Genomic DNA, 23967 nt, shown 5'->3' with positions numbered 1-23967 from the left:
CGTCACCCAAAAAAGGAGCCGATACGGCTCCTTTTTTATGCTTGTGAGCGGCAAGGGCGACCGGGCAAGCTAGGGCGGAAGCACGATTGACGCGCCAGCAGGCGGGGCGGATACTCAATACCTTTCACCCACTGGAGCTTCACCCGATGAACAAAATCATCGCCCTCGCCTTTGCCGGTTTCCTGATGGCCGGCAGCGCCTTTGCCGCCGATCCCGCCGTCAAGTCGGTCGAATCGATCAACAAGGAAAAGGCCGCATTGGCGGGCAAGGAAATCGCCGCCCAGGGCAAGGTCGTCAAGGTCAACAACGGCATCATGCAGCGCAATTTCGTGCATGTGCAGGACGGCACCGGCGACGCCACCACCAACAACCTGATCGTCACCAGCAAGCAGACCGCTGCCGTCGGGCAGACCGTCAAGATCGTCGGCAAGGTGACGCTGAACCGCGACTTCGGCATGGGCTACAGCTACCCGCTGCTGATCGAGGAAGCGGTCATTACGCCGGTCCAGTAAGCGGCCTCAACGCCGAGCAAAGCCGGCCCATGTGCCGGCTTTTTTGCGCCTGCCGGCCCCGCTGCCCAGCGCGCCTAGGGTGCCGGCCGGGGGGGGGAGCCGGCAGGGTCAGGACAGCTTCGGCCAGCCTGGCGAATTCGCTTTCGCAGGTATCAACCAGGCCGGCCAGGGTGTCGGCATCGACTTCGGTACGCAAGCCGATGACGATTTCGGTAGCCAGCGATTCGATGCGCTTGGCGCCGAGCAGCCCGGCGATCCCTTTCATCTGATGGGCCACGCCATGCGCGGCCTCGTGGTCGCCGTCGGCCAGATGCTGGCGCAAGGGCGCGAAATCCTGCCGGTGGAGGGTGATGAAGCGCTTGAGCAAGGCGCAGTAGTCGAGTTGCGACGCCGCGTCGGCCAAGGCCGCGGGCGCCTCCAGCCCGGCAATGCCGGCCAGGGCACGGCTCAATTCGTTGTCGCCGGCGGATGGCTCCTCGCCGGGCAGGCGCTGAAAAGGCAGCCATTGGCTCAGCGCCGTGGCCAGGGCGGCCGGCGTCACCGGTTTGCTGAGGTGGCCGTTCATGCCGGCCTCCAGGCAGCGTTTCTTGTCTTCGGCAAAGGCGTTGGCGGTCAGCGCGATGATCGGCGTCGCCTGGTGCGCCGGCAGCGCCCGGATGGCCCGGGTGGCGGCCAGGCCGTTCAGGCGCGGCATCTGCATGTCGAGCAGGATCAGGTCATAGGGGCGCGCCTGCGCGGAATCGACCGCTTCGACCCCGTCCGAAGCGACATCGACCTCGCAACCAAGCTCTTCGAGCATGTCGAACAGGATTTCCTGGCTCAAGGGATGGTCCTCGGCGAACAGGATGCGCCGTCCCTGGAAATCCAGACGCTCGACACTGCCCGCCGGCCGGTCGGCTTCGGCCATCTCGGCGGCCGCACGCGGCAAGGTCAGCGCGAAGGAAAAACAGCTGCCGGCACCGAGTTCGCTATCGACCTTGATCGCTCCGCCCATCATGCCGACCAAATGCTGGCTGATCGCCAGGCCGAGGCCGGTGCCGCCGCGTTCGCGGGTGAACGAGCTGTCGACCTGAGTGAACGGCTGAAACAACTGCTGCAGGTCAGCCGGCGCAATCCCGATACCGGTGTCCTCGACGGCGAAACGCAGCGTGACTGCGGCTTCGTCCTCGGCCTGACTGGCAATGCTCAGGCGAACCTGGCCCTGGTCGGTAAATTTGGCGGCGTTGCCGCACAGATTGACCAGCACCTGGGTCAGGCGCAGCACATCGCCGCGCAGCGCGACGGTCCGCAGCGGCGGCTCGACGTCGATGACGAAGGCCAGCCCCTTTTCCTGCGCCTGCTCGGCGACGATGCGCTCGACCTTGCCGAGCACATCGGCAAGCCGGAAATCGGCTAGATCGATCAACTGCGTATGCGCCTCGATTTTCGACAAATCGAAGATGTCGTTGATGATGGCCAGCAGATGGTCGGAACTGGCGCACAACTGCTCGAGCCGCTGGCGCTGGGCCGGATCGGCGATATGGCGGCGGAGCAGGTGGCCGAGGCCGATGATGGCGTTGAGCGGCGTGCGTATTTCGTGGCTCATGTTGGCCAGGAAAATCGACTTCGCCTGGTTGGCCTGCTCGGCGGCTTCCTTGGCCACGGCGAGATCCTGCTCGGCCAGTTTGCGCGTCGTATTGTCGATGCAGCAGCCGATATAGCCGACGAACTCGCCGCCCGGCCCGTAATGGGGCACCCCGCGGTCGATCAGCCAACGGTATTCGCCCTGCCCGTTGCGCAGGCGGTATTCCATTTCGAACACCTCGCGCCGGTTGAAGGCGTCGTCGAAACCGGACAGGTAGCGCGCCACATCGTCGGGATGCACGCCATCGAGCCAACCCGGACCCAATTCCTGCCCCATCTGGCGGCCGGTGAATTCCAGCCAGCGCTGGTTGACCCAGGTGCATGACTGGTCGGTACCCGTCACCCAGATCAACACCGGCGCCGCATCGGCAGTGGCCCGGAAGCGCGCCTCGCTCTCGCGCAGGTCTTCCTCGGCCTGTTTGCGCTGGCTGATGTCCTCGGCCGAAATGATGATGCCGCCGATCGCGCCATTGTGCTGGCGCCACGGCAGCACGGCCCAGCGCGACCAGCGCTTGCGGCCGTCCGGCTGATACCAGAGGTCTTCGTCGTTCTTGATGGTTTCGCCGGCCAGCCCCCGCTCGCAGGTGCTGCGCCAGGACGGCGGCAAATCGGGGAACAGGGCGTAGTGGTTGTTGCCGACCAGTTCGGCATGGCCGCCGCCGTAGTCGGCCAGCCAGCGATCGCTGGTCGCCAGGTAGTTCATGTCGGTATCGAACATGGCGATACCCGTCGGCGCCTGCTTGATGAACTGGCGCATGTTCTCGGCCACCTGCACCAGTTCCGCCGTGCGCTCGGTCACCTGCTGCTCCAGCCGTTCCTTGCTGTACCGCAACTCGCGTTCGGCTGCCTTGCGCCGGCTGATATCGCTGATGGCCAGGCGCAGACCGGACTCGCCAATGCCGGCCCGGCCGCTTTCCCACCGATACTCGACCAGGGCATCGAAGGCGCTGCCATCGCCGCGCCGGATGAGCACTTCGACGCTGCCGTGGTCCATGGTTCTCATCGCCTGGACGAAATGCTGCTGCCAGGAATCGCGATCGGCCGTATCGACCAATGCCTGGAAACGCTTGTGCAACAGCTTTTGACGCTCGACCCCAAGCAAGGCGGCGCCCGTCAGGTTGATCCGGGCGATCATCCCGCCAGCGCCGAGCGTGACGTAGCCGACCGGGGCGAACTCGTACAGATCGACATAGCGGTCGCGCGACTCTTCGAGGGTGATTTGCGTCTGGCGCAGCGCCTCGTTCTGCATCTCCAGTTCGATCTGGTACACCTGCAGTTCGTGCACCAGACGGGCATCACCGTCCGGCGACGCGGGGTCCGCCGGCAAGCCGCCCAACCGGGCTTCCGCTTCGGATCGCAATGACGGTTCGTCAGCCATGGGTTCGCTCGCTATTTACAAGGAAACCGGGGCCATGTTGTCCAGAATTGCCTTGACATGACAGGAGATGGCAAACAGGCACCCCGTTCCCCATGAAAACATTCCAAAAAAAATTCTCAGTCGATGCTTTCCATGGCCAATAGGATCATCGACGGCTGTCCCGCTTCCCCGGCAAGGCGGCGGGCATTGAGCAGCATTTTTTGATGCCCGATGCCGGGGAAATCGTGGTCGACGACATAGCCCTCGACACTGCGGTCGCGCGGCAGCACCGTTTCCAGCAACTCGGCGAGTGCCGGAATGGCCCATTTGCCGTTGCCCAGAGCGTAGACCGAACGCCCGACGGTTTCCTGCGGAACAACCTTGAAATGGCGGTAGAACGAGCGGCTGGCACTGATCACCTCCAATTTGCCATTGAGCACCAGCAGCGGCTCGCGCGCGGTGTCGACGATGGCCTCGGCGAGGTCGCGGGCGGCGCGCCCCGCCTCTTCCGCCTCGATGCGCCGGCTGATGTCGGTGAAGGTCAGGACGACGCCCTCGATGACATTGTCCAGCGTCCGGTAAGGCTGGATACGCACCAGATAGGTGGCATCGCCCAGCGTGCGCACCTCGCGTTCGCAGGGAACCAGCGAATCGAGCACGGTTTGCGCCTCGGCCAGCAGGTCGTCGACCACCAGGTCGGACTTGATGTCGCCCAGCGGCCGGCCGACGTCGGACGCGACCAGGCGATAGACGCGCTGCGCCTCGCGGGTAAAGCGCCGGATCACCAGGTGCTGGTCGAGGAAAACGGTGCCAACGCTGATGTTGTCGAGCAGATTCTTCATGTCGTTCTGCATGTCGGCCAACTGCTCGATCTTGCTCTGCAATTCGTTGTTGACCGTGATCAGCTCTTCATTGAGCGAATGCAGCTCTTCCTTGGAGGTTTCCAGTTCCTCGTTGGTCGATTGCAGCTCCTCGTTGGTGGACTGCAGTTCCTCGTTGGACGATTTCAGCTCTTCGTTGGACGCCTGCTGTTCCTCGATGGTGGCCTGCAGCCCCTCCCGGGTGTAGGCCAGCTGGCGCTCCAGCTCGCCGATCCGTTGCAACTCGGCGGGCAAGGCCGCTCCTTTGCCCCGGCCGGTCTTTTTCGGCGCGTCATCCGCCACTTCCTGAAAGCTGACCAGCAGGAAGTCCTCGCCGGCCACCGGATCGACCAGTGGCCGGACGCTGAACCTGACATTCTGCAAGCTGTCCTTGTTCTTGATCGAAGCCATCCGGTCGAGCGTGGCGCCGCCCGAGGCCGCCGTCTGCAATGCCCCGCGCAGTTCCAGCTGCAATCCGTCGCGCGCCATGTCGATGACGCTCAGCGAGGCCTGGCCGGGGGCCGGACGCAGATAGGGGCCGGTATCGCCGTGCACATAGAGGATATTGCCCTTGCGGTCGGTGACTACGGAAGCGGGCGCATAGGATTGCAGCAAGGTTCGCCGGGCCATTTCAGCGAAATTGGTTTCCTTGGCTCGTTTCATTGTGTCCTCTGTGGCATGCCGGCTGTAGTCGACGGACCAGGCCCGGCCTTGCGTCATGACCGCCTGGCTGGCGGGGGGGAAATGGGTGGCGCGGTAGAACTTCCATTTGCGGTTTTGCGCCTCGAACAGTTCCGGATGGTTGCCTATGCTTTCCGACGGGGAAAGGAACAGCACGCCGCCCGGCCGCAGTGCGTAGTGGAAGGCCGGAATCAGCCGGTTCTGCAATTCCGTTTCCAGATAAATCATCAGGTTGCGGCAGCAAAGCAGATCGAGGCGGGTAAACGGCGGGTCCTTGATCACGTTCTGGACTGCGAACACCACCATCTCGCGGATTTCCTTGCGGATCCGGTAGCGCCCGTCTTCCTTGACGAAGAAGCGGCGCAGCCGCTCCGCCGTCACGTCCTGCGCGACATTGAGCGGATAGACGCCGGCCCGGGCATGGTTGATCGCTTCGTCGTCGAGATCGGTGGCGTAGAGCTGGACCTTGAAGCTGCGCTGCGACTCGTCCATATATTCGTGCAGCAGGATGGCCAGCGAATAGGCTTCCTCGCCGGTCGCGCAGCCCGCCACCCATGCCCGGAACACATAATCCTCCGGCTTGTCGGCGAACAGCTGGGGCAGGATTTCCTGCTTCAGCACGTCGAAGGCCTCGGCATCGCGGAAGAAGCTGGTGACGTTGATCAGCAATTCCTTGAACAGCGCTTGCAGTTCGCCCGGCTGTTCCTTCAGGTAGCGGGCATACGCCTCGATGTCGTGAATGTCGTGCTGCGCCATGCGGCGCTCGATACGGCGGCCGATGGTGCTTTTCTTGTACAGCGAAAAGTCATGGCCGCTGGCCGCGCTCAATAACTGCAGAATGCGGTTGATATTGCCCGCCCTGTCCGGCCGCGGCGGCATTTCCGGAACGGGGCCCGCGGCGCCCCGGCTGGCCAGCAACAGCGCCGGCATCTGTTCGACCGGCAGCACATGGCTGGCCGAGCCGGCCTGAATGGCCCGGCTCGGCATGCCGCCGAATTTGGCCGTGTCCGGCTCCTGCACCAGTGACATGCCGCCGGCATCACGGATCTTCTGCAAGCCATGGGTGCCGTCGGTACCGGTACCGGACAGCACGATGCCGATGGCCTGGTTACCGCACTCCTCGGCCAACGAGCACAGGAAGGTGTCGACTGGCATGCGCTGTCCGTGCGGCAGGTCTGGAATGCTCAGCTGCAGCACCCCGTTGGCGATGATCATGTCGCGGTTGGGCGGTATGACGTAGACCCGGTTGGGCACCACCGGCAACTGGTCCACCGCTTCCAGCACCAGCATCGGCGTGCTCCGTTGCAGGATTTCGACCAACAGGCTGGCGTGGGCGGGATCAAGATGCTGAACCACCACAAAAGCCATGCCGCTGTCGGCGCACAGGTGCTGGAAGAATTGTTCGAAGGCATCCAGGCCACCGGCCGAAGCCCCCATGCCGACGACGGGAAATGACGGCGTCACACCTTCTTTCGTCGGTGTGGTTTTCCGACCGGACGGAGCGGTGCTTCCTGCCGATGCCTTGGGTTTGTGAGGGGACATGCGCGAATTACCGATCTGCGGAGGGCGAACGAGTCCGCGCATGATACTGCATCGTTTCTGGCGAAGGAGGTTTCCTTTCCCTTACCAGTTTGGCGTTTCGGCCGCCGGTGCGGGCGGCGGTTCGGGCAGCCACAGGCCGCTGGCGCCATAGACGGCGCCGAGCGCCACGGCCAGCGCCAGCAGCAGTGCCGGCAGGCCGCCGCCAGTGGCCGATACGCCGTGGTCGGCGTCCTTCCAGCCGGTCAGCATCGGCTTGACCAGATTGTCTTTCTTGATCCGGAAATAGAAGGCAATGGCCCCGACGTGCAGTCCGATGAGCAGCAGCAAGACCTTGCCGGACAGGTGATGCAGGCCGGTCAGCCGGTTGCTGACAGCCAGTTCGACCAGGCTGGACAGCGGACCGGAGAAGGCGATGTCATCGTTGGCGAACAGGCCGGTGCCGACCTGGATGACGAGCACCCCGAGCAGCGCGAAGACCGAAAAGGCGCCGAGCGGATTGTGGCCATGGCCGCGCCAGTCGCCCTGCAGGTAGGCCCGAATTTTAGCCGGCGTCGGGAAGAAATGGCCGAACCGGGCATAGGTCGAGCCGACCACGCCCCAAGCCAGGCGGAAGGCCAGCAGGCCGACGATGAACAGGCCGATGCGGCCGTGGCATTCGATCAGCGAACCGCCCACTTCGCCGCTGACGATGGCGGCGACGACGCTGACCGCCAACAGCCAGTGAAAAAGCCGGGTCGGCCAGTCCCAGACCAGGACCCGGACCTGTTTGCCGTTCATGGATATCCTTCGTATCGTTGAAACAAAACAGGCACCTTGCGGCGCCTGTCGATTTGCTGCCGGGAGATGGTAGCTTATTTCTTGATCTTGAAATCGTCGTGACAGCCCTTGCAGGTGCCGCTCAGCTTGCCGAACTGCTCCTTGCTGGCAGCCGCATCGCCGGCAGCGGCGACCTTGGCCATTTCGTTGGCTTCCTTGACGAAGGCGCCCGCCACCTTGCCGACGCCTTCCTTGTTGGTGAACAGCTCCGGCTTGACGCGGGTTTCTTCCCAGCCCTTGCCGTGGTCGGTGCCTGGCAGGTAGAGGGCGCCCATGCCGGAGTTGGCGATAGCCTGGATGGCAGTGGCCGCCTTGATCACTTCGTCCTTGTTGTACTGGCCTTCGACGTTGGCCTTGATGCGCTGCATGTTCCAGGACATGAAGGCGTAGCCGGACTGGCGGAACTTGATGGCGTCTTCCGGCTTGACCTGGGCGGCCGCGGTGCCGGCCAGGGTCAGGGCGAGCAGGGACAGCAAGAGCTTGGATTTCATCGATTTTTCTCCGTTATTGGGTTGGACACGAGGGGTATACGCGGGTCGACCGGGAATTATTCCAAAATACTTTTGCCCGCGGCCGAGGATGGCACTCTATCAGCCCCTCGCGGCACGTCGGTGACCGCGGTCACCGAGCGGGTGTCACACCGCGAAAACGTGCTTGACGCGCAGCGCCGGGGCGCCGGATTCGATGGCCAGCAGGCGGGCGATGTTCGGATGTTTGCCCGGATTGGCGCGCTCGTCCTCGGTATGTTCGGCGAAGATTTCCAGGCCCTTTTTGGCCGCTTCGGCGTTGATCGACCCGTAGGTCTGCGCCAGGTGGTTGTAGACGGCCAGGGAACCCTGGCTACCGGCCTTGTTCTCGATGGTGGCCGCGACGTTGCCGTCGGCGTCGAGAAGGTTGATGGCGGCCAGATGCGAGATGCCCGGCAGTTTCTTCAGATTTTCAGCGAAAGACATGTTGATAGTTGCTAATAGTTGGTCGTTGGTTATTAGTGTGCCTGGTATGGAAATGAGTCGGCTGGGCGTCGTTGGCGTTTGGTTTTGCTAGTAGCTAGCAACTAACCACTAGCAACCAGCCCCTCATTTCCAATCGCGCTTGGCCTTGACCAGGCCGATGATCAGCCCGGTGGTGAAGGTGGCGATCGGCACGGCAAAGGCGATGGCCTTGATGCCGCGCTCGGCGCCGAACTGGAAGAGCAGCCAGACCGTCGGCAACATGCCGAGGAACAGGCCGATCGCGCCACCCCGGATACCGCCACGGATCACTTCGCGATCCGTGGTTTTCCGGTCGCCGGTGCAATGCGGACAGTAGATGGCGTCGGCCGGCACTTCCTGGCCGCATTTGGCGCACTGCATGGCTTAGATGCGCTTGGCCAGTTCGGCTGCCTTGCCGGTGTAATCCCACGGCGTCAGCTTGAGCAGCTCGGCCTTGGCAGCTTCCGGAATGTCGAGCGTGGATACGAAGGCCTGCATGCCGTCGCGTGAGACGCGGGTGCCGCGGGTCAGTTCCTTGAGTTTCTCGTAGGCATTCGGCACGGCGTAGCGGCGCATCACGGTCTGGATCGGCTCGGCGAGCAGTTCCCAGTTGGCGTCGAGATCGGCCTTCATGAGGTCGGCGTTGATTTCCAGCTTGCCCAGGCCCTTCAACAGCGAGTCATAGCCGAGCAGCGCATAGCCGAGGCCGACGCCCATGTTGCGGAGCACGGTGGAATCGGTCAGGTCGCGCTGCCAGCGGGAGATCGGCAGTTTTTCGGCGAGGTGCTTGAGCATGGCATTGGCTAGGCCGAAGTTGCCTTCGGAGTTTTCGAAGTCGATCGGGTTGACCTTGTGCGGCATGGTCGACGAGCCGATTTCGCCGGCCTTGACCTTCTGCTTGAAGAAACCGAGCGAGATGTAGCCCCAGACGTCGCGGTCGAGATCCACCAAAATGCTGTTCGCACGGGCGAAGGCGTCGAACAGTTCGGCCAGCGCGTCGTGCGGCTCGATCTGGATGGTGTAGGGATTGAAGGTCAGGCCGAGCGATTCGACGAAGCGCTTGGCGAAGCCTTCCCAGTCGTAGCCGGGGTAGGCGGCGAGGTGGGCGTTGTAGTTGCCGACCGCACCGTTGATCTTGCCGAGCAGTTCGACGGCGGCGATGTGGGCGCGGGCGCGCTGCAGGCGGTAGGCGGTGTTGGCCATTTCCTTGCCCATGGTCGACGGCGTCGCCGGCTGGCCATGCGTGCGGCTCATCATCGGGATGTCGGCGTAGGCGTGGGCCAGTTCGACCAGCTTGGCAATGACCTTGTCCAGTGTCGGCAGCATGGCCTGCTGGCGGGCGCCCTGGCACATCAGGGCGTGCGACAGGTTGTTGATGTCCTCGGAGGTGCAGGCGAAGTGAATGAATTCGCTGACCTTGACCACCTCGGCATTGGCCTTGGTCTTGTCCTTGATCCAGTATTCCAGCGCCTTGACGTCATGGTTGGTGGTGGCTTCGATGGCCTTCACCTCGGCCGCCTGTTCCGGCCCGAAGTTGGCGACCAGGGCGTCCAGTTCGGCCACGGTGGCCGGCGAGAAGGCGGCGATTTCGGCGAAATGCGGCTCGGCGGACAGCGCCTTCAGCCATTCGATCTCCACCTTGAGGCGGGCGCGGATCAGGCCGAACTCGGAAAAATGCTCGCGCAGGGCGTCAACCTTGCCGGCATAGCGGCCGTCGAGCGGGGAAAGGGCAGTCAAGGGATCGAAGGTCATATGCACATCCTTTTCAATAAGCCGGTAATTTTACCTTCCCCGTCCGGTACTGCCCATACGCTATAATCGAAGTCCCCAAACCAGAGAGCTTGCGATGAAGCTGATCGGCTCCCACACCAGCCCCTACACGCGCAAAGTGCGTGTCGTGCTGGCCGAAAAGAAGATTGAATACGAGTTCGTGATCGACTCGCCCTGGGCCGAGGGCAGCAAGGTGCCGGACATCAATCCGCTGGGCAAGGTCCCCGTCCTGATGCTCGACGACGAAACGCCGCTGTTCGATTCGCGTGTCATCGTCGAATACATCGACAACGTCACCCCGAACAACAAGCTGTTCCCAGCCCCCAACCGCGAGCGGATCGAAGTGAAGCGCTGGGAAGCCCTGGCCGACGGCCTGTGCGACGCCGCCGTCGCCGCCCTGCTCGAGGGCAAGCGCCCGGCCAAGGAACGCAGCGCCAGCTGGATCGAACGCCAGCACGCCAAGATCGCCCGCAGCCTCGAATTCATGGCGAAAGAACTGGGCGACACCGCCTTCTGCATGGGCACCCATATCTCGATGGCCGACATCGCGGTCGGCACGGCGCTCGGTTACCTGTGCTTCCGCTTCCCGGCCATCGAATGGCAGGCCGCCCACCCCAACCTGGCCAAGCTGTACGACAAGCTGATGCAGCGCCCTGCCTTTGCCGACACCGTTCCACACGAATAAACCGGGCTTGCTGCTGCAAACAAGGCGCCGCTGGCGCCTTTTTTATTACCGGGACATGAACCTTAGTCCCGTTCTGTGGTCTGTCTAACGTATCCTTCACGAGAAAAGGACCTCCGGCATGCTGAACCCGCCCGCCGACGACAGCTCCCCGGTCGACAAGATTGCCCATGCACTGAGTGTGGCGCTCGGCGCCCGCGACCATTACACCCGCATCCACTGCGACCGCGTCGTCCAGCTAGCCGCTGAACTGGGTATGCACATCGGGCTGACTACCGCGGAACTCGAAGAGCTGGCCTTGAGCGCCCGCTTCCATGACCTGGGGAAAATCGGCATACCCGACACCATACTGCGCAAACCGGCCGCCTTCGAAGCGGCCGAATGGGAGTGCATGAAGCAGCACGTGCTGATCGGCGAACAGATCGTCCTCGCCATCAACGGCGGCCGTGCCAGCGGCATTGCCCGCACCGTGCGTCACCACCATGAACACTACGACGGCTCAGGCTACCCGGATCGCCTGAAGGGCAGCGCCATCCCGCTCGATTCGCGCATCATCTCGATCGCCGACAGCTACGACGCGATGATCGCCCGCCGCCCGTACCACAACGCCCGCGACCATCAGGAAGTGATGGACATCCTGGCCAGCGAATCGGGGACCAAGCACGACCCCGACCTGATCCACGCCTTCGGCGCCGTCATCGAAAAATCGGCCATGCGGGCCGGCCAGGACAAACCCTTCAGCGAATGATGCCGCCGCCCAGGCAGACGCGGCTCTCGTAGAGCACGACCGACTGCCCCGGGGTGAGCGCCCACTGCGGCTCGGCGAAATTGATTTGGCAGGTTTCGGCATCGACGCGCTCGACTTCGCACGGCTGGTCGGCCGTCCGGTAGCGCGGCTTGGCGGTATACACCCAGTGCGTATGCGGCGCCTTGTGCGACACCCAGCTCAGTTGCTCGGCCACCAGGTCGCCGCGAAGTAGCGCCGGATGATCGTGGCCCTGCACGACGTAGAGCACGTTCTTGTCCATGTCCTTGCCGGCGACGAACCAGGCGTCGTGATCGCCGCCGCCGGGCAGCCCCTTTTCCTTGACGCCGCCGATCTGCAAGCCCTTGCGCTGGCCCAGCGTGTGGTACATCAGGCCGTCGTGCTCGCCGAGCACCTTGCCGTCGTCGAGACGGCGGATTTCGCCCTTCTTCGGCGGCAGGTAGCGCGACAGAAAATCCTTGAACGGCCGCTCGCCGATGAAGCAGATGCCGGTCGAATCCTTCTTGGCGGCGACGTGCAGGCCCTCGGCCTCGGCCATCTTGCGCACGTCGCGCTTGTAGAGATCGGCCAGCGGGAACAAGGTCTTCGACAGCTGCGCCTGGTTCAGGCGATAGAGGAAATAGCTCTGGTCCTTGGTGCCGTCCTCGGCCTTGAGCAACTGGAATTCGCCGTTGAATTCGCGCACCCCGGCATAGTGGCCGGTGGCGATCTTGTCGGCGCCGAGCTTCAGCGCATGATCGAGGAAGGCCTTGAACTTGATTTCGGAATTGCACAGGATGTCCGGATTCGGCGTCCGCCCGGCCTGGTATTCGCGCAGGAATTCGGCAAACACGCGCTCCCGGTATTCGGCAGCGAAATTGACCACCTCGACGTCGATGCCGATACGGTCGGCGACGCTCATCACGTCGATCAAATCCTGGCGCGACGAGCAATACTCTTCGGTATCGTCGTCCTCCCAGTTCTTCATGAAAAGGCCGATCACGTTCCAGCCCTGCTGCTTCAGCAACAGCGCGGCAACCGAGGAATCCACGCCGCCGGACAAGCCGACGACCACCGTTTTCTTAGACATCGGGCCCAGCCCCTTTCTTCCATTCGTCCAGCGGCAGAATCACCGCCGGCTGACCATTATCGACGAACCAGCTATCGATCACGAAGCGTCGGTGTTCATCATCACGTTTTTCTTCAATCACCGCCGACCAATGCACCGGCACGATGCCGGCAAAATTGCGGCTATCCGTCTCGAGGACCCGGTGCCAGCGCAGATAACCGCGCCGCGCCAGCAAATGCAGCAGACGGGTGGTCGACGTCGAGTGGTCGATGCAATCCATTTTGCCCGAGACGTTGTCGTCCGCGTAATTGCCGCCACGGTCGTTATGAATGTCCGACTGTTCGCCCGCCCAGCCATACAGACGGCCGATCGCCACCGCCAGCACGCTGCGTTCCGTCGCCGCATCGGTCGCTGCCAGCAGCATCCGGCGGATCTGGCCGAGTTGCCCCTCGGTGTAGCGGACCGCCACCTGAAAGTTGCAGCCGTAGCCGTGGCAGACGCGCACCGACTCGTCGGCCCACAGGCCGCCGGACAGGCCGGCGAGGAGCAGCCACCCCCAGCGCAGCATCAGCCGTAGTGCACCAGCAGATCGAGCGGGTAACGCTTGCCGGCCAGCAAATCCTCGCAACAACGCAGGATCAGCGGGCTGCGATGGCGTTCCTGCGTCGCCTTGACCTCGTCCAGCGTCAGCCAGCGAGCGGCGACGATACCGTCGTCCAGCTTGCGGTCGGCCTCGAAGCCGCGCAGTTCGCCGGCAAAGGCGAAGCGCAGGTAGGTCGTGTCTTCCTTGGTCGGATGCTTCCAGTGATAAATACCGACCAGATGCGTCGGCTTGAAATGGTAAGCGGTCTCTTCCAGCGCTTCGCGGACCACGGCATCGACCAGCGGCTCGTCTTCCTCGAGGTGGCCGGCCGGCTGGTTGAAGGCCAGGCCGGCCTCGGTTTCTTCCTCGACCAACAGGAACTTGCCGTCGCGATAGACGACGGCGGCGACGGTAACGTGGGGCTTCCAAACCATGGCAGTGCTCAAACGGCAAAACCGTTATTTTACCGTCTGAATTGGGCTAGAATTATGGGCTTTTACATACGGCAACACGGAGAATCACCATGTCCATGTCGGATCGCGACGGTTTTATTTGGCAGGATGGCAAGCTCGTGCCCTGGCGCGAAGCGACCACCCACGTCCTCACCCACTCCCTGCACTACGGTATGGGTGTATTCGAGGGCGTCCGTGCCTACAAGACCGAACGCGGCACCGCGATTTTCCGTTTGAAGGAGCACACCGAGCGCCTGTTCCGCTCGGCCCACATCTTCCAGATGCAGATGCCCTACACCGCCGAGGAACTGAACGAGGCGCAGAAGGAAGTCATCCGCGCCAACAAGCTCGAGTCCGGCTATCTCCGCCCGCTCGCCTTCTACGGCTCGGAAAAGATGGGCGTTTCGCCCAAGGGCGCCAAGGTGCACGTCATCATCGCCGCCTGGCCGTGGGGCGCCTACCTCGGCGAGGAAGGCATGCAGCGCGGCATCCGCATCAAGACCTCGTCCTACACCCGCCACCATGTGAACATCACCATGGTGCGCGCCAAGGCGTCGGGCAATTACATGAACTCCATCCTCGCCAACAACGAGGCGACCACTGACGGCTACGACGAAGCCCTGCTGCTGGATCCGGAAGGCTACGCTTGCGAAGGCGCCGGCGAGAACCTGTTCATCGTCAAGAACGGCAAGCTGTACACGCCGGACCTGACCGCCTGCCTCGAAGGCATCACCCGCGCCACGGTCATGCAACTGGCCGGCGAACTGGGCATCGAAGTCATCGAAAAGCGCATCACCCGCGACGAAGTCTATTGCGCCGACGAAGCCTTCTTCACCGGCACCGCCGCCGAAGTGACGCCGATCCGCGAACTCGACAACCGCCAGATCGGTGTCGGCCACCGCGGCCCGATCACCAAGGCGCTGCAGGAAAAGTATTTCGACGTGGTCTATGGCCGCTCCGCTGCCCATGCCGACTGGCTGGCCACCGTCTAATCCAGGGAGAACACCATGTCCGACCAAAAGACCATTGAAGTCACCGCCCACGACCTGCCGCTGCACTGTCCGACGCCGAATGCGCCGCTGTGGAGCCAGCACCCGCGCGTTTTCCTCGACGTGGTGAAGACCGGCGAAGTGACCTGCCCGTACTGCAGCGCCAAGTACGTCCTGACGGGCGAAGCTCCGAAGGGACACCACTGAGCAACTTGGTTGCCTAGCTGTTAGGATCGGGTAAAGGCAAAAGCGCCCCGCGCTTGCTTACTCGATCCTCGGCAACTCGATCCTAATAGCTAAATGAAAGCTCTCATCGTCGCCCCCTCGTGGATCGGCGACACCATCATGGCGCAACCGCTGTTCGCGCGGTTGGCCGCCCGCCATCCCGGTCTGCAGCTCGATGCCCTGGCGCCGCGCTGGGTGGTTCCGGTTCTGCAGCGCATGCCGGAAATCCGCGACGTGATCGACAGCCCGTTCGGGCACGGCCAGTTGTCGCTGAAGGCGCGCTGGCGCCTGGCCCGCCAGCTGGCCGCGCGCGGCTATGACGCGGTCTACGTCCTGCCCAATTCGCTCAAATCGGCTCTCGTGCCGTGGCTGGCCGGCATTCCGCAACGCGTCGGCTTTACCGGCGAATCGCGTTACGGCCTGATCAACATCCGCCACACCCTCGACAAGCAGGCCCTGCCGATGATGGTCGAGCGCTTCATGCAACTGGCCGAAATGCCGGGCACGCCGCCGGCCCAGCCGATCGCCCACCCGCGCATCCGCTCCAGCCAGGCCGACCAGCAGCGTACCCTGGCCGAACTCGGCCTCGAAAAACCCGCGCGCATCGTCGCCTTCTGCCCCGGTGCCGAATACGGCCCGGCCAAGCGCTGGCCGGCTGCCCATTTCGCCACGCTGGCCAAGGCTTTGGCCGAACAGGGCTGCGCCATCTGGCTGTTCGGTTCGCCCAAGGATCATGCCGTTGCCGAAGAAATATCGCAGCTCGCCCCCGGCCTGTGCCGCAACCTGTGCGGCGCCACCACGCTCGGCCAGGCGGTCGACCTGCTGGCACTGGCCGATCTGGTGGTATGCAATGACTCCGGCCTGATGCACGTCGCCGCCGCCCTCGACCGCCCCATCGTCGCGCTGTACGGCTCGTCGTCGCCCGGCTTCACGCCGCCGCTGTCCGAGCGGGCCGACATCGTCAGCCTGAATCTCGAGTGCAGCCCCTGCTTCAAGCGCGAATGCCCGCTCGGCCACCTCGACTGCCTGAACAAAATGACTCCCGGGCTGGTTTTTGAACACTGCCGGAAATGGATCTCGCCATGAGCAAACCGGGCCACTTCGCGTCGCCGGACGATGTCGAGCACGCCTTCTACGACGCCATCGCCCACGGCGATGCCGACCTGCTGATGCTGGTGTGGGCCGAGGACGAGGAAACCGTCTGCGTCCATCCGACCGGCGTCCGCCTACTCGGCGAAGCGCCGATCCGCGAAAGCTGGCGCAGCATCTTCGCCAGCGCCAAGATCAAGGTCCAGCCGGAATCGGTCGCCCACTGGCACGGCACGGTGATGGCCATCCACCACCTGACCGAAGTCCTGTTCGTCGGCGACGACCCCAGCCCGCACGGGCCGCTCCACGTCACCCATGTCTATGTCCGCGGCGCCCATGGCTGGCGCCTGGTCAGCCGGCACGCCTCGGCCGCCGACGACGGCCATCAGGCCATGGCCGACGCCGTGCCGCACACCCTGCATTGAGACCCTATAGCGCCCCCGGCTGGCTCCCCGGCGGCCAGGCCCAGACCCTGTGGCCGCTCCTCATCAAGCCCCGGCACATCCCCTTGCGGCGCGAGCGGTGGACCACCCCGGACGGCGACTTCATCGATGTCGATCACCTCGACGGCTCGGCCGAAGCACCGCTACTGGTGCTTTTCCATGGCCTCGAGGGCAGCGCCCGCAGCCACTACGCGCTGTCCACCGCCCATGCCTGCCGGCAGATCGGCTGGCGCCTGGCCGTGCCGCACTTCCGCGGCTGCTCCGGCGAGCTGAATCACCGGCCGCGCGCCTATCATTCGGGCGATACGGCGGAAATCGACTGGATCCTGCGCCGCCTGCACGGCGGCAATGGCGGCCGGCACCTGCACGTGGCGGGCATTTCGCTGGGCGGCAACGCACTGCTCAAATGGGCCGGCGAACAAGGCCAGAAAGCCGGCGAGCTGGTCAGCGGCGTCGCCGGCATCTGCGCCCCGCTCGACCTCGCCGCCTGCGGCCACCATCTGGCCCGCGGCTTCAACCGCCTCTACACCCGGCATTTCCTCGACACCCTGAAGGCCCGCTCGGCCGCCCGCCTGCAGCGCTTTCCCGGCCTCTTCGATCCCGAACGCATGCACCGGGCCAGCAACCTGTGGGAATTCGACGATGCCGTCACCGGGCCGGTGCATGGCTTTGCCGGCGCCGACGACTACTGGGCGCGCTCGTCGGCCAAGCCGTGGCTGAAGGCCATCGCCGTTCCCGCCCTGGTGGTCAATCCGAAAAACGATCCCTTTCTGCCCGCCGCCGCGCTCCCCGGCGCGGCCGACATCAGCCGCACAGTCCGCCTCGAGCAGCCCGCCACCGGTGGCCACGTCGGCTTCGTCAGCGGCGCCTTCCCGGGAAATCTGGACTGGCTGCCGCAAAGGCTCTTACACTTCTTCATTTCCGAAACGTCATAATCACACATCATGAGCCAACTCCCTGCCGAAATATTCAAGGCCTACGACATCCGGGGCATCGTCAATAAATCGCTGACCGCCGATGTGGTGCGCCAGGTGGGCCACGCGCTCGGTTCGCTGGCCGTCGAACAAGGCCAGAAAGCCATCGCCGTCGGCCGTGACGGCCGCCTGTCCGGCCCCGAGTTGGCCGGCGCGCTGATGGACGGCATCTGTGCCGCCGGCGTTGACGCCATCGATGTCGGCTGCGTGCCGACCCCGCTCACCTACTTCGCCGCCTATGAACTGGGCTGCCACTCCTGCGTCTCGGTCACCGGTAGCCACAATCCGCCGGACTACAACGGCCTGAAGATGGTCATCGGCGGCACGACGCTGGCGCTGGATGCCATCCAGGACCTCAAGAAGCGCATCGAGGCCGGCAACCTGAAGCACGGCCAGGGCCAACGGCGCAGCGCCGACATCACCGCCGCCTATGTCGAGAAGATCGTCGGCGACGTCAAGCTGGCCCGCCCGATGAAGATCGTCATGGACTGCGGCAACGGCGTCGCCGGCGCCATCGCCCCCGAACTGTTCAAGCGCCTCGGCTGCGACATCGTGCCGCTCTACTGTGAAGTCGACGGCAATTTCCCGAACCACCACCCGGACCCGTCCAAGCCGGAAAACCTGGCCGATGTGATCAAGGCGCTGAAGGAAACCGACGCCGAAATCGGCATCGCCTTCGACGGCGACGGCGACCGCCTCGGCGTGGTGACCAAGGACGGCGAAATCATCTTCCCGGATCGCCAGCTGATGCTGTTCGCCGCCGACGTGCTGTCGCGCGTGCCGGGCGGCCAGGTCATCTACGACGTCAAATGCACGCGGCTCCTCGCCCCGTGGATCAAGCAGCACGGCGGCGTGCCGCTGATGTGGAATACCGGCCACGCGCTGGTCAAGGCCAAGCTCAAGGAAACCGGCGCCCCGCTGGCCGGCGAAATGTCCGGCCACACCTTCTTCAAGGAACGCTGGTACGGCTTCGACGACGGCCTGTACACCGGCGCCCGCCTGCTGGAAATCCTGAGCAAGGCGGCCGACGCCAACCCGGTGCTGAAGAACCTGCCCAACGCACCGTCCACCCCGGAACTGAACATCAAGATGGCCGAAGGCGAACCCTTCACGCTGATCGACAAGCTGAAGGCCGACGGGAAATTCGCCGGCGCCGAGGAAATCATCACAATCGACGGCGTCCGGGTCGAGTACGCTGACGGCTTCGGGCTGGCCCGCCCGTCGAACACCACGCCGGTCGTCGTGCTGCGTTTTGAAGCCGACAATGCGGCTGCCCTGGAACGTATCCAGAGCGGCTTCCGGCAGGCGCTCAATGCCGTGTGGCCAGGAATTCAGCTACCGTTTTAAGGAATTTTCGTGAGTGAAGCAGCCGCCGACCAGCTTTTTCTCGGACGCCAACCGATCCTGGATCGTGAACAGCGGCTGTTCGCTTACGAACTGCTATTCCGCAACGGCCACCGCAACTTCGCCGAAGTAACCGATGACGTGCAGGCGACGGCGACCGTCATCGCCAACGCCTTTACCGAACTGGGGGTCGAAGCGGCGCTCGGCCAGCACCGCGGCTTCATCAATGTCGACGAGCAGTTCCTGTTCAGCGACATGGTCGAACTGCTGCCGCACCATGCCGTCGTGCTGGAAATTCTCGAAACCGTTCGCCCGACCCCGGCCGTGATCGAGCGCTGCCATGCGCTGAAGGCCGCCGGATTCACGCTGGCCCTCGACGACGTCATCCAGCTCGAACCCGAATTCGCCGAATTGCTCGCCCTGGTCGAAATCGTCAAGGTCGATATCCAGCGACTGTCGCGTGACCAGCTGATGCAGCTGACCATGAAGCTCCAGCCGATGGGCAAGCAGTTGCTGGCCGAGAAGGTCGATTCCCGCGAGCAGATGGAGCACTGCCTGGAACTCGGCTTCTCGCTGTTCCAGGGCTATTACTTCGCCAGACCGACCGTCATCGCCGGCAAAAAGCTGGACCACTCGCAGTTGTCCATGATGAAACTGATGAGCCTGCTGGTCAGCGATGCCGACACCGGCGAACTGGAAGCTGTCCTGAAGCCGGAGCCCGGCCTGACCATCAACCTGCTGCGCATGACCAACTCGGTCGGCGCCGGCTGTGCCGAGTACATCACCTCGGTGGGTCACGCCATCACGGTCCTCGGCCGGCGCCAACTGCAGCGCTGGCTGCAGTTGCTGATCTTCGCCGCCGGCAACCAGAATGCCAGCAGCAATCCGCTGCTGCACATGGCCGCCACCCGCGGCCGCCTGATGGAACTGCTGGCCGGTGAATTGAGCCCAGGCGACGGCGCGCTGGCCGACCGCGCCTTCATGGCCGGCATCATGTCGCTGATGCCGGCCCTGGTCGGCCAGACCATCGCCGACATCGTGACGCCCCTCGGCCTGGCCGAAGATGTCCGCGCCGCCCTGTGCGAAGGCAGCGGCCCGCTGGGCGCCTTGCTGCGCATCAGCGAAAGCAGCGAGAACGGCGACCTGACCCAATTGGCCGCGGCCCTCGCCGAGCTGCCGGGACTCGGCCCGAAGGCGGTCAATCGCGCACAAACCCAGGCACTGCGCTGGACCAACGAAATCGACCAGGAACGGCAGGCGTAAAGCGTTGCAAAAGCAAGTCGTTACAAAACCGCCACAGCCGGACCACAAATCGCGCCGCGGCCGCCGCCTATAATCGCCTCGTCACCTAACTTCGCCACGACGCATGAACAGCCCATATCAGCAATTCGGACCCAACGCCCTGGCCCAGCCGCCGCGAGGCCCACTGGCCAAACTGCTCGCCTTCGTGCTGAGCGCGGCCTTCCTGATCCTCGCCTTCATGTTTTCGCTGGTCGCCCTGGTTATCGTCGCGGTGGCCGGGCTGATCCTGGGCGGCTGGCTGTGGTGGCGCACCCGGCAGTTGCGCCGGGAAATCAATCGTTCATGGTCGAGCCAGCACCCGACCGATGCCGGCACATCGGCAAATGGTCCGGCTTACGAGCCGCCGTCCTCGCCGCGCCGGTCGGCAACCATCATCGAAGGCGAAGCGGTCCGCATGACCGACGAACCGGCCGCTGCTCCGCTGCACCGGGTCGAGTAACGCCCCTGGCGGGCGCCGCCCGCTCAGCGTAGCTTGGGATTAAGCGAACCCCGGTTGTAGTCCTTGTCGCCGGGCATCAGGGTGCGCCCGACGCCGAACAGCCCGCCCTGCGCTTCGACCGGGCGGGTCTTGTTTTCCGGGTATTCAGCGGCGACCTTCTGTGCCGCGGCGGCTTTCGCCGTATCGGCGAACTCCCAGCGTCCATTGGGGAACAGGCGAACCTTCTGGCCATCCGCCGTCGTCGCGTCGAGCGGCGTGCGATCAAGCTCGGCGGCCAGGCCGGAGCCCGCCGCCAATAGCAGCATCAGCGCGCAAGCGGCTTTCACAGCTTGCCGTCGACCCAGGCGCCGACCGAAGCCAGAGCCGCCGGCAGGTTTTCCGGCTGAGTGCCGCCGGCCTGTGCCATGTCCGGCCGGCCGCCGCCCTTGCCGCCCACCTGCTGGGCCACCTGATTGACCAGTTCGCCGGCCTTGACCTTGCCGGTCAGGTCGGCGGTGACGCCGGCGATCAGCGTCACCTTGCCGTCGGCTACCGAAGCCAGCACGATGGCGGCCGACTTCAGCTTGTCCTTCAGCTTGTCCATAGTTTCGCGCAGCCCGTTCACATCGGCGCCGTCCAGCGTCGCGGCGAGCACCTTGGCGCCCTTGACGTCGACCGCCTGATTGACCAGATCGTCGCCCTGGCTGGATGCCAGCTTGGACTTCAGGCGGGCCAGCTCCTTCTCCAGTGCGCGGACGTTGTCCATGATGCCGACGACACGCTCGGCGATCTCGTCGGGCGTCGTCTTCAACAAGGCGGAAATGCCGTTGATCCGGGTCGCCTGCTCCTGAACGTAGGACAGCGCATTGTTACCGGTGATCGCCTCGACGCGGCGCACGCCAGCGGCGACGCCGGCTTCGGAGACGATCTTGAACAGGCCGATGTCGCCGGTTCGGCTGACGTGGGTGCCGCCGCACAGTTCCTTCGACGAGCCGATGCCGACGACGCGAACCTCGTCGCCGTACTTCTCGCCGAACAGCATCATGGCGCCAGATTTCTGGGCATCGTCGATAGCCATTACCCGGCTGTCAGTAGCGGCATTGGCGAGGATTTCGTCATTGACAATTTCCTCGACCTCGCGGATTTCCTCGGCAGTCATCGGCGCATTGTGCGCGAAGTCGAAGCGGGTCTTGTCGGCATCGACCAGCGAGCCCTTCTGCTGAACGTGCGAGCCGAGCACCTGGCGCAGCGCCTTGTGCATCAGGTGGGTCACCGAGTGGTTGCGGGCGGTCGCGGCACGGGCGATCGCATCGACCTTGGCACCGACTTCCTGGCCGACCGCCAGCTTGCCGGTCTTCAGCACGCCGTGATGGCCGAAGACGGCAGCCTGGATCTTCAGGGTATCCTCGACCGCAAAGATTCCGCCGGCGCCCTTCAGTTCGCCGCGATCGCCAGACTGGCCGCCGGACTCGGCGTAGAAAGGGGTGTGATCGAGAACGACGACGCCCAGATCGCCTTCATCAAGCGTATCGACCGCGACACCATCCTTGTACAGCGCCAGCACCTTGGCCCGCGCCTCGAGCCGCTCGTAGCCGTGGAAGGTGGTTTCCTGGCCGGCATACTCAAGGTTGGCGGCCATCTTGAACTTGCCGGCGGCGCGCGCCTGCTCCTTCTGGCGGGCCATCGCCGCATCAAAGGCGGCGGCATCGACGGTGACGTTGCGTTCGCGGCAGATGTCAGCCGTCAGGTCGAGCGGGAAGCCATAGGTGTCGTGCAGCTTGAAAGCCGTTTCGCCGTTGAACACCGTGACGCCCTTGGCCGCCATCGCGGCGAGTTCGCCTTCGAGGATTTCCATGCCGTTCTCGATGGTGGCGAAGAAGCGGTCTTCCTCCTGCTTCAGCGTCGCCATGATCTTGGCCTGGTGTTCCTTCAGTTCGGGGTAGGCGTCGCCCATTTCGGCGACCAGATCGGGAACGATCTTGTGGAAGAAGGCGGCGCGGGCACCCAGCTTGTAGCCATGGCGGATAGCGCGGCGGACGATGCGGCGCAGCACATAGCCGCGGCCTTCATTGCCCGGGATGACGCCGTCGGCGAGCAGGAAGGAACAGGCGCGGATGTGGTCGGCCAGCACCTTGAGCGACGGGCTGTCCATGTCGGCATCGCTGGTCTCGCGGGCGGCGGCCTTAAGCAGCGCCTGGAACAGATCGATTTCGTAGTTGGCGTGCACGCCCTGCAGGACAGCCGAGATGCGCTCGAGGCCCATGCCGGTGTCGACCGAAGGCTTGGGCAGCGGATGCATGACGCCGGCCTCGTCGCGGTTGAACTGCATGAAGACGTTGTTCCAGATTTCGATGAAACGGTCGCCGTCTTCCTCAGGCGATCCCGGGGGGCCGCCCCAGTGCTGCGGGCCGTGGTCGTAGAAGATCTCGGTGCACGGGCCACAGGGGCCGGTATCGCCCATCATCCAGAAATTGTCGGAAGCGTAGCGGGCGCCCTTGTTGTCGCCGATGCGGATGACCTTGTCGGCCGGCACGCCGACTTCCTTGGTCCAGATGTCGTAGGCCTCGTCGTCCTCGGCGTACACCGTGACCGTCAACTTGTCCTTGGGCAGCTTGTAGACGTCGGTCAGCAGTTCCCAGGCGTACTTGATGGCATCGCGCTTGAAATAGTCGCCGAAGCTGAAATTGCCCAGCATCTCGAAGAAGGTGTGGTGGCGGGCGGTATAGCCGACGTTCTCGAGGTCGTTGTGCTTGCCGCCGGCGCGCACGCACTTCTGCGAGGTGGTGGCGCGGGTATAGGGACGCTTGTCGAAACCGAGGAAAACGTCCTTGAACTGGTTCATGCCGGCGTTGGTGAACAGCAGGGTCGGGTCGTCGTGCGGCACCAGCGAACTGGAGGACACGATCTGGTGCCCCTTGGAGGCGAAGAAGTCGAGGAACTGCTGACGGATTTCGGAGCTTTTCATAAGCTGGCGGCCTTTGCGGCGTTGGAATTCGAAACCGTCGATTTTAAATGAAAGTGCCCGCCTTCAGTGCAGGCCGATGACGGGAAAAGCACGGCAAGGCCCTGCCCAAAAAGAAAAACCCGCCCAACGGCGGGTTTTCGGCAAACAGCAATCGGCGTTCAGCGGCGGTGCGGACGATCGACACGGCCGTTGTGGTTGTAATCGTGCTGGCGATCGTGTTTCTGCTCATAGATGCGCTCGCTCTGGGCGTTCTGGGCATGGTTAATGCGCGCCCGTTCCTGGCGGGTCACCACGCCATCCGCCTTGGCGCGGCTTTCCATGTTGGCGACGTGCTGCTGGCCGCGCTCCAGGCGATTGGCTTCGCGCGGGGTAAGGCTGCCCGAAGCGACGCCCTGCTCGATGCGGCGTTCCTGATTGGCCTGGCGCTGATCGATGCCCGGCGTGTTGGCCTGCGCGAATGCGAGGGTCGGCAGAACGATGGCGATGGCGGCAAGTGCTTTGACGGTTTTCATGATTTTTCCTCCTGTGGTGTAGGGCGAACTCCCTGAGCCGCAT

Annotated in this window: 24 protein-coding genes; 11 read left to right on the top strand and 13 right to left on the bottom strand. The window is 64.1% G+C overall.

What is annotated here, in order from left to right; all coding sequences use genetic code 11:
* Positions 1–146 precede the first annotated feature (146 nt).
* Entirely contained in the window at positions 147–512 is a 366-nt protein-coding gene (locus tag LZ012_RS18155; RefSeq protein ID WP_275712341.1) for a hypothetical protein, read from the top strand.
* Here LZ012_RS18155 and LZ012_RS18150 read toward each other — a convergent pair.
* From LZ012_RS18150 to purB, 7 genes are all read right to left on the bottom strand, one after another.
* Entirely contained in the window at positions 496–3513 is a 3018-nt protein-coding gene (locus LZ012_RS18150; protein WP_275712340.1) for a PAS domain-containing sensor histidine kinase, read from the bottom strand. The two genes, LZ012_RS18155 and LZ012_RS18150, sit on opposite strands and share 17 nt — an antisense overlap.
* A gap of 116 nt (positions 3514–3629) precedes the next feature.
* Positions 3630–6497, bottom strand: coding sequence for a chemotaxis protein CheB (locus tag LZ012_RS18145; RefSeq protein ID WP_275712339.1), 2868 nt, complete (start codon positions 6495–6497; stop codon positions 3630–3632).
* Between the two features lie 159 nt (positions 6498–6656).
* Positions 6657–7352 (bottom strand): cytochrome b/b6 domain-containing protein, encoded by a 696-nt coding sequence (locus LZ012_RS18140; protein ID WP_275712338.1) that lies wholly within the window; start codon positions 7350–7352, stop codon positions 6657–6659.
* Positions 7353–7426: 74 nt separating this feature from the next.
* Entirely contained in the window at positions 7427–7882 is a 456-nt protein-coding gene (locus tag LZ012_RS18135) for a c-type cytochrome (protein ID WP_275712337.1), read from the bottom strand.
* Positions 7883–8026: 144 nt separating this feature from the next.
* Positions 8027–8344: a DUF2322 family protein gene (locus LZ012_RS18130; RefSeq protein ID WP_275712336.1), complete on the bottom strand. Its 318-nt coding sequence runs from the start codon at positions 8342–8344 to the stop codon at positions 8027–8029.
* 123 nt (positions 8345–8467) lie between these two features.
* The gene (locus tag LZ012_RS18125) at positions 8468–8743 is read right to left on the bottom strand and encodes a zinc ribbon domain-containing protein (RefSeq protein WP_275712335.1); all 276 of its coding nucleotides are present in this window, start codon (positions 8741–8743) and stop codon (positions 8468–8470) included.
* Positions 8744–8746: 3 nt separating this feature from the next.
* Complete coding sequence (gene purB / locus LZ012_RS18120) at positions 8747–10114, bottom strand: adenylosuccinate lyase (RefSeq protein ID WP_275712334.1); 1368 nt, start codon at positions 10112–10114, stop codon at positions 8747–8749.
* 94 nt (positions 10115–10208) lie between these two features.
* Between purB and LZ012_RS18115 the strand changes: the two genes are divergently transcribed.
* Positions 10209–10817: a glutathione S-transferase gene (locus LZ012_RS18115; protein WP_275712332.1), complete on the top strand. Its 609-nt coding sequence runs from the start codon at positions 10209–10211 to the stop codon at positions 10815–10817.
* A 118-nt stretch (positions 10818–10935) separates the two neighbouring features.
* Positions 10936–11562, top strand: coding sequence for an HD-GYP domain-containing protein (locus LZ012_RS18110; protein ID WP_275712331.1), 627 nt, complete (start codon positions 10936–10938; stop codon positions 11560–11562).
* Here the strand turns inward: LZ012_RS18110 and mnmA are convergent.
* The 3 genes from mnmA to LZ012_RS18095 are packed head-to-tail and all read right to left on the bottom strand — an operon-like array spanning position 11552 to position 13645.
* On the bottom strand, positions 11552–12649 hold the full coding sequence (gene mnmA, locus LZ012_RS18105; protein ID WP_275712330.1) for a tRNA 2-thiouridine(34) synthase MnmA: 1098 nt from the start codon (positions 12647–12649) through the stop codon (positions 11552–11554). The two genes, LZ012_RS18110 and mnmA, sit on opposite strands and share 11 nt — an antisense overlap.
* On the bottom strand, positions 12642–13196 hold the full coding sequence (locus tag LZ012_RS18100; protein ID WP_275712329.1) for a hypothetical protein: 555 nt from the start codon (positions 13194–13196) through the stop codon (positions 12642–12644). Before LZ012_RS18100 ends, mnmA begins: the two co-directional genes overlap by 8 nt.
* Positions 13196–13645 carry an NUDIX hydrolase gene (locus tag LZ012_RS18095; RefSeq protein ID WP_275712328.1) on the bottom strand — a complete coding sequence of 150 codons (450 nt, stop codon included), beginning with the start codon at positions 13643–13645 and terminating at the stop codon, positions 13196–13198. The genes LZ012_RS18100 and LZ012_RS18095 overlap by 1 nt, the downstream gene beginning before the upstream one ends.
* An 89-nt stretch (positions 13646–13734) precedes the next feature.
* Between LZ012_RS18095 and LZ012_RS18090 the strand changes: the two genes are divergently transcribed.
* From LZ012_RS18090 to LZ012_RS18055, 8 genes are all read left to right on the top strand, one after another.
* Positions 13735–14655 carry a branched-chain amino acid transaminase gene (locus LZ012_RS18090; RefSeq protein WP_275712327.1) on the top strand — a complete coding sequence of 307 codons (921 nt, stop codon included), beginning with the start codon at positions 13735–13737 and terminating at the stop codon, positions 14653–14655.
* A 15-nt stretch (positions 14656–14670) separates the two neighbouring features.
* Positions 14671–14859: a zinc-finger domain-containing protein gene (locus LZ012_RS18085; RefSeq protein ID WP_275712326.1), complete on the top strand. Its 189-nt coding sequence runs from the start codon at positions 14671–14673 to the stop codon at positions 14857–14859.
* 93 nt (positions 14860–14952) lie between these two features.
* Positions 14953–15963 carry a lipopolysaccharide heptosyltransferase II gene (waaF, locus tag LZ012_RS18080; protein ID WP_275712325.1) on the top strand — a complete coding sequence of 337 codons (1011 nt, stop codon included), beginning with the start codon at positions 14953–14955 and terminating at the stop codon, positions 15961–15963.
* Entirely contained in the window at positions 15960–16391 is a 432-nt protein-coding gene (locus LZ012_RS18075; protein WP_275712324.1) for a YybH family protein, read from the top strand. The genes waaF and LZ012_RS18075 overlap by 4 nt, the downstream gene beginning before the upstream one ends.
* Entirely contained in the window at positions 16388–17344 is a 957-nt protein-coding gene (locus LZ012_RS18070; RefSeq protein WP_275712323.1) for a YheT family hydrolase, read from the top strand. Before LZ012_RS18075 ends, LZ012_RS18070 begins: the two co-directional genes overlap by 4 nt.
* Positions 17345–17353: 9 nt before the next feature.
* A complete protein-coding gene (locus tag LZ012_RS18065; RefSeq protein WP_275712322.1) occupies positions 17354–18730 on the top strand; it encodes a phosphomannomutase/phosphoglucomutase in 1377 nt (458 codons plus the stop codon).
* 9 nt (positions 18731–18739) lie between these two features.
* Positions 18740–19990 (top strand): EAL and HDOD domain-containing protein, encoded by a 1251-nt coding sequence (locus LZ012_RS18060; protein ID WP_275712321.1) that lies wholly within the window; start codon positions 18740–18742, stop codon positions 19988–19990.
* A gap of 103 nt (positions 19991–20093) precedes the next feature.
* On the top strand, positions 20094–20468 hold the full coding sequence (locus LZ012_RS18055) for a hypothetical protein (RefSeq protein WP_275712320.1): 375 nt from the start codon (positions 20094–20096) through the stop codon (positions 20466–20468).
* 23 nt (positions 20469–20491) lie between these two features.
* Here the strand turns inward: LZ012_RS18055 and LZ012_RS18050 are convergent, their stop codons facing one another.
* The 3 genes from LZ012_RS18050 to LZ012_RS18040 all read right to left on the bottom strand — a co-directional run bounded on the left by LZ012_RS18050 (position 20492) and on the right by LZ012_RS18040 (position 23924).
* A complete protein-coding gene (locus tag LZ012_RS18050) occupies positions 20492–20794 on the bottom strand; it encodes a hypothetical protein (protein ID WP_275712319.1) in 303 nt (100 codons plus the stop codon).
* Positions 20791–23412 (bottom strand): alanine--tRNA ligase, encoded by a 2622-nt coding sequence (gene alaS / locus LZ012_RS18045; protein ID WP_275712318.1) that lies wholly within the window; start codon positions 23410–23412, stop codon positions 20791–20793. The genes LZ012_RS18050 and alaS overlap by 4 nt, the downstream gene beginning before the upstream one ends.
* 158 nt (positions 23413–23570) lie before the next feature.
* Entirely contained in the window at positions 23571–23924 is a 354-nt protein-coding gene (locus tag LZ012_RS18040) for a hypothetical protein (RefSeq protein WP_275712317.1), read from the bottom strand.
* Positions 23925–23967 lie beyond the last annotated feature (43 nt).

Origin of the sequence: Dechloromonas hankyongensis (assembly GCF_022012295.1) — a bacterium.
Classification (GTDB): Bacteria; Pseudomonadota; Gammaproteobacteria; order Burkholderiales; family Rhodocyclaceae; genus Azonexus; species Azonexus hankyongensis.
Note: the sequence above shows the minus strand (reverse complement) of the source record. Positions and strands in the feature narration are given on the sequence as shown.

Excerpts from the sequence above, each read along its gene's own strand:
- waaF (WP_275712325.1), top strand. The coding sequence starts at position 14,953 with ATGAAAGCTCTCATCGTCGCCCCCTCGTGGATCGGCGACACCATCATG.
- LZ012_RS18135 (WP_275712337.1), bottom strand. The coding sequence starts at position 7,882 with ATGAAATCCAAGCTCTTGCTGTCCCTGCTCGCCCTGACCCTGGCCGGC.
- LZ012_RS18090 (WP_275712327.1), top strand. The coding sequence starts at position 13,735 with ATGTCCATGTCGGATCGCGACGGTTTTATTTGGCAGGATGGCAAGCTC.
- mnmA (WP_275712330.1), bottom strand. The coding sequence starts at position 12,649 with ATGTCTAAGAAAACGGTGGTCGTCGGCTTGTCCGGCGGCGTGGATTCC.
- LZ012_RS18130 (WP_275712336.1), bottom strand. The coding sequence starts at position 8,344 with ATGTCTTTCGCTGAAAATCTGAAGAAACTGCCGGGCATCTCGCATCTG.
- LZ012_RS18110 (WP_275712331.1), top strand. The coding sequence starts at position 10,936 with ATGCTGAACCCGCCCGCCGACGACAGCTCCCCGGTCGACAAGATTGCC.
- alaS (WP_275712318.1), bottom strand. The coding sequence starts at position 23,412 with ATGAAAAGCTCCGAAATCCGTCAGCAGTTCCTCGACTTCTTCGCCTCC.
- LZ012_RS18075 (WP_275712324.1), top strand. The coding sequence starts at position 15,960 with ATGAGCAAACCGGGCCACTTCGCGTCGCCGGACGATGTCGAGCACGCC.
- LZ012_RS18125 (WP_275712335.1), bottom strand. The coding sequence starts at position 8,743 with ATGCAGTGCGCCAAATGCGGCCAGGAAGTGCCGGCCGACGCCATCTAC.
- LZ012_RS18085 (WP_275712326.1), top strand. The coding sequence starts at position 14,671 with ATGTCCGACCAAAAGACCATTGAAGTCACCGCCCACGACCTGCCGCTG.
- LZ012_RS18055 (WP_275712320.1), top strand. The coding sequence starts at position 20,094 with ATGAACAGCCCATATCAGCAATTCGGACCCAACGCCCTGGCCCAGCCG.
- purB (WP_275712334.1), bottom strand. The coding sequence starts at position 10,114 with ATGACCTTCGATCCCTTGACTGCCCTTTCCCCGCTCGACGGCCGCTAT.
- LZ012_RS18100 (WP_275712329.1), bottom strand. The coding sequence starts at position 13,196 with ATGCTGCGCTGGGGGTGGCTGCTCCTCGCCGGCCTGTCCGGCGGCCTG.
- LZ012_RS18095 (WP_275712328.1), bottom strand. The coding sequence starts at position 13,645 with ATGGTTTGGAAGCCCCACGTTACCGTCGCCGCCGTCGTCTATCGCGAC.
- LZ012_RS18115 (WP_275712332.1), top strand. The coding sequence starts at position 10,209 with ATGAAGCTGATCGGCTCCCACACCAGCCCCTACACGCGCAAAGTGCGT.
- LZ012_RS18040 (WP_275712317.1), bottom strand. The coding sequence starts at position 23,924 with ATGAAAACCGTCAAAGCACTTGCCGCCATCGCCATCGTTCTGCCGACC.
- LZ012_RS18150 (WP_275712340.1), bottom strand. The coding sequence starts at position 3,513 with ATGGCTGACGAACCGTCATTGCGATCCGAAGCGGAAGCCCGGTTGGGC.
- LZ012_RS18065 (WP_275712322.1), top strand. The coding sequence starts at position 17,354 with ATGAGCCAACTCCCTGCCGAAATATTCAAGGCCTACGACATCCGGGGC.
- LZ012_RS18155 (WP_275712341.1), top strand. The coding sequence starts at position 147 with ATGAACAAAATCATCGCCCTCGCCTTTGCCGGTTTCCTGATGGCCGGC.
- LZ012_RS18140 (WP_275712338.1), bottom strand. The coding sequence starts at position 7,352 with ATGAACGGCAAACAGGTCCGGGTCCTGGTCTGGGACTGGCCGACCCGG.